1 protein-coding gene is annotated in these 1,253 nt (G+C 75.2%); it reads right to left on the bottom strand.

Annotated features, from left to right (window positions below):
- Window positions 1-128 precede the first annotated feature (128 nt).
- Complete coding sequence (locus PATMI_RS33255; RefSeq protein WP_084270244.1) at window positions 129-977, bottom strand: ParA family protein; 849 nt, start codon at window positions 975-977, stop codon at window positions 129-131.
- Between the last annotated feature and the right edge of the window lie 276 nt (window positions 978-1,253).

Below are 1,253 nucleotides of genomic sequence, written 5' to 3'. Positions count from 1 at the left end.
GGCGGGCTCGGGGGCGACGGGACGGGCCGCGGCGGGCCGCTCGGCGGCGACGGGCGCCTCGCCGGGGCCGGCGTTCGAGACGTCCAGCGGGCTGCGGAGCCCGCTGGCGGACAGCTTCAGACGGGCCATCAGGCCACCTCCACCAGGGTCGGATCGGACTTCTTCTTGGACTTCTTGCCGCGGGCGGCGGCGATCGGCTTCGCCGGGTCGGGGACCTGCAGGGCGGGCGCGTCGATCTCGGCGGCGAGCTCCCGGAACGCCTGGGCGGCGCGGCCGTCGGGGTTGCGCAGGACGAGGGGCACGCCCTCCGTCGTCGCGTCGTGGAACCCGGACCGCATCGGGATCTGGGCTTCCAGCAGCGGCGCGTCGAGCTCCGGGAGCGCCTCGTTCAGCGTCTGGAACGTGTTGCGACGCGCATCGACGTTGTTGCGCAGGATCCCGAGCGTGCCGACGGTGACGCGGCGCTTGCGCAGCGTGGTGAGCGTCGACAGCAGCGTCGATGCGCCCTTGTAGGCGTTGCGGTCGATCATCGAGATCGGGACGAGGACCTCGTCGGCGGCGACGAGCGCGTTGACCGTCAGGAGCCCGAGGTTCGGCGGGCAGTCGATCAGGACGTAGTCGTAGGCGGGGATCGTCTCGGTGAGCGCCTCGGCGAGGAACTCCTCGCGCCGGACCTGCGAGACGAGGGTCAGCTCGACGTCGGCCATCCGCCCGTCGCCGGCGAGCAGGTCGACCGACGGGGCGACGTCGCGGAGGAGGGCGTCCTCGGCCTCGGCCTCGCCGAGGAAGACGTCGGCGATCGTGTGCGGCGCGTCGGCCGGGTCGTGCCCGAGCATCGCCGTGGTGTCGAACTGCGGGTCGGCGTCGACGACCAGGGCCCGGCGACCGGCCTGGCCCAGCGCGACGGCCAGGTTCACGGTCACGGTGCTCTTGCCCGCGCCGCCCTTCTGGTTGGCGATCGCGATCACTCGGGTCATCGGCTGGGGTCCTTCGGGTCGGGGCGGATCGGGCGGTTCCGGCGTCCGGCGGGGCCGGTGGGGGAGCCCCCGGCGCGCGGAGAGGTGCTCGCTGGTCCGGGTCTTCGCCCTCGCGTGCGGGAGTCCTCCCGGCCGATCGCGCGGATCTCCGGCCGGCCGGCCGCTCGCCCGTCGCGCCGTCCCTGCGACCGATCGGTCCGCCGCGCCCGCGCCCTGCCCGCCCGCCGTGCGTCCGGCCGACCTCGCCCTCGGACGCCCCGCCGGTCCTGCCGTCGA

Source organism: Patulibacter minatonensis DSM 18081 (assembly GCF_000519325.1).
GTDB lineage: Bacteria > Actinomycetota > Thermoleophilia > Solirubrobacterales > Solirubrobacteraceae > Patulibacter > Patulibacter minatonensis.
This window is presented reverse-complemented; position numbering and strand designations above follow the sequence as displayed.

Excerpts from the sequence above, each read along its gene's own strand:
- PATMI_RS33255 (WP_084270244.1), bottom strand. The coding sequence starts at position 977 with ATGACCCGAGTGATCGCGATCGCCAACCAGAAGGGCGGCGCGGGCAAG.